This window comes from Pseudomonas sp. R19M (assembly GCF_050312585.1).
GTDB classification, from domain to species: Bacteria; Pseudomonadota; Gammaproteobacteria; order Pseudomonadales; family Pseudomonadaceae; genus Aquipseudomonas; species Aquipseudomonas palleroniana.
Genome location: NZ_JBNPJV010000034.1, coordinates 21,550 through 27,557 on the forward strand (window position 1 = coordinate 21,550; position 6,008 = coordinate 27,557).

General features: G+C 62.4%; 4 protein-coding genes. 2 read left to right on the plus strand and 2 right to left on the minus strand.

Annotated features, from left to right (window positions below; all coding sequences use genetic code 11):
- Positions 1–136: 136 nt before the first annotated feature.
- On the minus strand, positions 137–610 hold the full coding sequence (locus ACQRBT_RS06035; protein WP_412047687.1) for a prepilin peptidase: 474 nt from the start codon (positions 608–610) through the stop codon (positions 137–139).
- A gap of 72 nt (positions 611–682) precedes the next feature.
- Here ACQRBT_RS06035 and ACQRBT_RS06040 point away from each other — a divergent pair, with 72 nt between their 5' ends.
- Together ACQRBT_RS06040 and ACQRBT_RS06045 are read left to right on the plus strand one after the other, a co-directional pair.
- Positions 683–1,123 (plus strand): TadE/TadG family type IV pilus assembly protein, encoded by a 441-nt coding sequence (locus tag ACQRBT_RS06040; protein ID WP_060755711.1) that lies wholly within the window; start codon positions 683–685, stop codon positions 1,121–1,123.
- On the plus strand, positions 1,120–3,840 hold the full coding sequence (locus ACQRBT_RS06045; RefSeq protein WP_412047686.1) for an ATP-binding protein: 2,721 nt from the start codon (positions 1,120–1,122) through the stop codon (positions 3,838–3,840). The genes ACQRBT_RS06040 and ACQRBT_RS06045 overlap by 4 nt, the downstream gene beginning before the upstream one ends.
- On the opposite strand, the gene ACQRBT_RS06050 is transcribed toward ACQRBT_RS06045, so the two are convergent.
- Complete coding sequence (locus ACQRBT_RS06050) at positions 3,837–5,813, minus strand: pilus assembly protein TadG-related protein (RefSeq protein WP_412047685.1); 1,977 nt, start codon at positions 5,811–5,813, stop codon at positions 3,837–3,839. The genes ACQRBT_RS06045 and ACQRBT_RS06050 overlap by 4 nt on opposite strands.
- Between the last annotated feature and the right edge of the window lie 195 nt (positions 5,814–6,008).

Below are 6,008 nucleotides of genomic sequence, written 5' to 3' on the forward strand. Positions count from 1 at the left end.
TCCATGCCAGGCACGCCAAAAGATTGGCCCATCTTTTACGACGAATATCCCTACACAACTTAAACAACATTCCTACACAACTTAAACGTAGACGTACTTTCCGACTATGTACATAGCGTTAATACCCCCATGACGACTAATGGATCCAAAACCACGTAAGTACGAATCCCACCAGCAAAAACGGCGCGAACGGCAGTTTTTTTGACGATTGCGGCGCCAAACCGGCCATTGGGTCTTTAAACACCGGCCCCAGAAGCGCCCACACTTTTGGCGCAAGCATCAGCCAGAGCACACTGGCGAATGCCGCCCCGATGAAAGACCCCAGCAGATACTCGGCATTCGAGGCCAGCGCCAACGCCGCGAGCAACTTCACATCGCCCGCGCCCAGGCGGCCCAGGGCGTAACCCGGCAGGGTCAGCAGCAGCGCCAGCACCAACGCCAGCGCACCCTGCCCGGCCGGCGCGCCCAGCCATGTGCTGCCCGTGCCCAGCAGGTAGATCAACGCCAACAGGGCCGCCCCCAGCGTCAGGCGGTTAGCCAGCAACCGCTGCCGAGCGTCCTGCGCCGCACACAGCCCCAACCACACCAATACCACGGCACCCTGGATCACGTAAAAAACATCCCTTTTTGCTGATTGATTCTATGCTGATATCAAGTAGTAGCCGTCAGGGTAGACGCGGTGATGAGAACAAGCCTCCCCAAAAAGCAAAAGGGTACGGCGGCGATCGAATTCGTCGCCGTGTTCATGATTTTTTTCGGCGTGTTCTACGCAATGGTCAGCTATAGCCTGCCACTGCTGTTAAAACAGTCGTTCAACCAGGCGACCGCTGAAGCCGTGCGCCTGGTCGTGGGCCTGGACCCCACGATGCAAGGCTATGACGCGGCGGTGATCAACATGGCCAATACCACCGTCGCGACACGCCTGGGGTGGCTTCCCGCAGCCTTCAATTTCAACGCAGCGACACAGGTCACCACCACCTTGGTCAGCGGCCTGGTGACGGTAAAAATCAACTACCCCACGGCCAATCTGCAGAATGTGATGCCCTTTATCGTGTTGCCCGGCATTGGCAGCGTGCCGCAGTTGCCGGCGACGCTGCAGGCCCAGTCGAGCCTGCAGTTTTGACCGCCGGGGACAAACTCTTCGGGCGTCTGCTCGGCCGCAGCGGCGCGCGGGCCCTCGACACGCCGGCGCCACCTAGCGCCGGGCTGCACCTGCACCTGGATGCCCAGGGGCGCGTGCTCGATATCAGCGGCACCTTGCGCCAATACCTCGCGCCGCATGCAATCGCGTTACCGTTGCAAGACTTGCTATGCGCCGACAGCGCCCTGGCGGTGGAAGGTATTCCCGCCGACTGGCAACGCCACAGCCTCGACCTGGATTTCCAGGGGGCCGCCGGGCAGCCCTTGCACACCCGTGGCACGCTGGAGCCGCACGCCAACGGCTGGTTGCTGCATGCGGTGGATATCGGCGATTTACTCGGCGGCCGGCAATTGGCCGAGCAACGCGAACAGAACCACCAGCTCACCAGCCTGGTCAGCGCGCAACTGCGGGTGTGCAGCCTCAGCCGTTTGTCCGAGGTGTTCAACGAACAGTTGTGCAGTGTGGCGCAGCGCTGGCGCATTCCCTGTGTGGCTCTCGCATTGCTCGATCAGGAAGACCAAGGCTGGCAGATCTATAGCCAGTACGCCAACCATGATGCGCCGCAGCTCTGGCACACCGGGCAGCGCCTCGGCACCTGCCTGGACAACCTCAACGGCACCACCCCACTGGCGCTCAAAGCACCCTATGGGCGTGGCGAGCACCCGCGTTTACACAGTGTGTTCGGCAACGCCGATGGCTTCCTGGTGCCCTATCGCGACGGCCAGGGCGTCGCCGCGTGGCTACTGTGCGGCCCCTACAACGGCCATCCCCACTGCACGGATCGCGACTGGCTGAACCTCGCCGCCGCCCTCGCCGCGCCGATGCTCAGCCGCGTGCGCGAACAGCACCACCACCAGCAGTTGGAGCGCCTGGAAGCCCTGCAAGGCTTGCTGGGTACCGGCTGGTGGGAGCTGTTGCCCAGCAGCGACGAGATCCAACTTGCCCCGCAATTGATGCGCAACCTGGGCCAGGCAGAAGAACCGACCCGGCAAGCCCTGGACACCTGGCTGCACCTGATCCACCCCGCCGACCGTCTTGAACTGCAGAGCCGTCTGCGGGATCTGCATCACCTTGGCAAACCTCTGCTCGCCAGCGTGCGCTTAAGCCGCAGCGACAGCACCTGGTATCGCGTCCAGGGCCAAGTGCTGGGCACCGGTGAGCAACGCCGTTGCATCGGTTTCATGCTCGACATCAGCGACATCAAAAACCAGCAGTTGCAGGCCGACGTCGCCCATTCGCGCCTGGAAAACCTGATCGCCAGCTCGCCCGCGATCATCTACGTGCAACGCTATGTGGATGGCGCGCTGCAACCGGTTTTTTTCAGCGACAGCCTGCTGCCGCTGCTGGGCCGTACCCTGGCCGAATGCAACCACGAAAGCCTGGTGCAATGGGTGCACCCGGATGATCGTGACCTGTACTTCCAACGCACCCGCCAGTTGCTGCGCGAAGGCAGCGTACGCAGCCGTTATCGGGTACAAGACAAACAGGGCGGTTACCACTGGCTGCTCGATGAAGCCAAGCTGTTGCGCGACGACCTCGGCCTGCCGGTGGAGGCGGTCGGCCTATGGCTGGACGTCACCGAGGCGACCTTGACCGCGCAGCAAGTCAAGGACAGCGAGGAGCGCTACCGAATTCTGGTGGAGGACTCCCCGGCGATGATCTGCCGCTACCGCCCGGACCTGACGCTGACCTTCGGCAACACGCCATTGGCCAACTACCTGGAATGCCTGCCGGCCCAACTGCCGGGCCTGAACCTGGGCGGCTGGTTGTCGGACGAACAACGCCAGGCGTTTTTACAACGCATCCACCAATTGACCCCCGAATTTCCGGTCAGTACCGCGGAAATCAGCCTGCAACTGCCGGGGCGCGAGCATGCCTGGTGGGTATGGTCGGACCGTGGGGTGTTTGATGAGCAGGGCGCGTTGCTGGAAGTGCAGGCCGTGGGCCGCGACAACACGGAAGTCCGCCGCTCCCAGCAACAACTGACCCAAAGCGCGAAAATGGCCACCCTCGGCGAAATGGCCACGGGCCTGGCCCATGAGATCAACCAGCCGCTGAACGTGATGCGCATGGCGATCGTCAACGTGCTCAAGCGCCTGAGCACCGGCAACGCACAGGTGGATTACCTCACTGAAAAACTCCAGCGCATCGACGCCCAGGTGCAGCGCGCGGCACGGGTGGTGGACCATATGCGCGTGTTCGGCCGCCGCTCGGAAGTCGAGCAGCAACCGTTCGACCCGGCGCAGGCGGTCGAAGGCACCCTGTCGTTGCTCAGCGAAGGTCTGCGCGGCAAAGGCGTCGAGGTGCGCGTGAGCCAGGCGGATATCCCGGTGCAAGTCAAAGGTCACATCGATCAGCTTGAGCAGGTGCTGATCAATCTGATGGTCAACGCCCGTGATGCGCTGCTCGGCCAGCGCGAGAGAAACCCCGAGTTGCGCCCGTGGATCGCCCTACACACCGAGCACGACAGCCAGCACGTACGCCTCTGGGTCGAAGACAACGGGGGTGGCATCGACCCTCGCTTGCTGGAGCGCATCTTCGAACCCTTTTTCACCACCAAGCCGATAGGCGTAGGCACCGGGCTGGGCTTGTCGGTGAGCTATGGCATTGTGGAAAACATGGGCGGGCGCCTGAGCGTCAGCAACGGTGAGCACGGTGCACGCTTTTGCGTGGAACTGCCCAGGGCCACCGACGCTTAAATCACCAGGTAGGCTTCCCCGGTCTGGCCACAGCTCAGGTTGGCGCCGACATTCACGTTCGCCAGGCTGATCCCCAAGCTGTTCAACAGGTTGTTGAGGATCGGGTTCAACAGCGAGCCCAACAGGCCATCCACCGCCGGTGTGACGATAGCGCTGACGCCACTGAGCAGCGACACGGTATTGGTGATCAGGCTGCCCAGCGGGTTACTGCCCACCGGCTGGTAGGCCGTGAGACCGACGCCGCTGAGGGTCGCGGAAAGGCTGCTGACCACATTGGTGGCCGGCGTGGCGGCTTGATAGGTCGGTGCAAGGCCGACGTTAGGCGGCGTGGCAAAGGGTGCGGTACTGGAGAACACCTGGGTCTGGTTGCTTCCGGCGATCGGGCTTTGCACCTTGATCCCGATGCCACCGCCGGCAAACGGCACACGGCTGTCACAGCTGCCAATGAAGGCAATCATATGGCAGGTCTTGGTGCCGATATCGATCAGCGCCAGCGGCGCCACCGTCATCGGCTGGGTGGTCGAAAAAGCATTGGTGATGCTGCCGATATTCAGCGAGGCCAACGAGGTAGTGGTGCTGGCCGTCAGGCTCTTGGTGCCCGTGCCGCCCGTTGGGCAACTGTAGGCGGTGACATAACTGCTGGCGCCACCGGCATCCAACACGACATTGAGCGGCAGGTTGCCCGGCATCACCAGCAAATCCAATTGCTGGCAACCAGCCCCCAGCAAGCACAAGGCCGAATTGATCGAGGTCACCAGGTTCAAGCTCAGCAGGCCATTGACCACGGGGGTCAGTGGCCCCAGCAAGTTATCCACCGCCGTAGTCAACCCCGACAAACTGTTCAACACCGGCAAACTCACCGTCACTTCGGTGCGTACCTGGGCCGTACGCACGTAGATCGCATTCGGCCCCTGTGGGTTGGCCGCCGCCAGCGCCGGGTTGCCGACGGCCGACAGTTGCGGCGGCTGGGTGACTTTGACCTGGGTGGTGATGTTGGCCAGCCCCAGCAGGCTGACCGGCAAGGTCGCCGCCATCGAGCTCTGGCTGTTGGACAGTTGCACAATGCCCTGGACCAGTTGGAAGACTTGAAGGTTGGCGTTCAGCGCCGACGCCGTGGTGCCGGTCTGCACCTGCAGGATCTGCCCAAGCGTCAGCGGTGCCTGGTTGATTGCGGCCAATTGCAGGTTGCCCAGGGCGGTCAACACATCCACCGAGGCGCCGTTGGCGGTCAGCACATTGATCGCGGCCTGGATCAACTGCGTCGCGGTGACGTTGGTGTTGAGCAACTGCGTGTAATTGCCAGCGGTCAGGTTCAGGTTGATCGCCAATTGGTTGAGGTAACTGAGCAGGTTGATATTGGTATTGATCAGGCCATTCCAACCGGCGACCGTCAGGTTGACGTTGCCGCCGAGTAGCCCGGAAAACAGCGGGTTCAACAGGCCGGCATTGGCCGTATTGACGCTGGCCAGCGTGCTGTTGATGGTGAGCTGGGCCAATGCCGGCGTGGGTATCGCCGCCACGGCCGTGGCGGTCAAGACGGTACTGAGGCTGAGAGGGTTGCCGGAGGTCAGTGCCCAGACGCCTGCCGCGATGCTGGTTGGCACGGTATTGCTGACCACCACTTGAATCGCTGACGACAGCGCCGGGTTGGCACTGAAGGTGCGCATGCCCGAAGCGCCGGTGGTCACCGAACCGCAGCGGGCCACCAAGGTATTGCCATTGCCCAGTACAAAATTATTGCGCGCCACACTCTGCGCAGCAAAAGCCGCAGCGCTCAAACCGGCCTGGCACGTTCCCCCGCGGCTGACGGCCTCCAGCGCGGCAGTGTCCGCCACGCCTTGCAACTGGCGCTTGGCCAAATACAAACGGCCGCTGTCGATCACCAGTAATGTGCACATCAACGCCAATGCCAACACACCTACCGTCATCAGACCCACGGCGCCACGCTGCTTGTCATGAAATCGGGGAGACATCGAGCACTCCTGTGCCGGCGAGTCGCCGAGCGCTTACTCTCCTGGAGTGTAGATGAGGGCTCATGCAAACGCAGGCGTCAGGGTACCGAAGGTCTTGTGGGGGGGCTTGCTCCGCTATCGGGAGCAAACCCTAACGCCAGTCAGTTAAGGATTAACGCGGTCACTGTGGGAGGGGCGGTGCGACGATTCGACTTG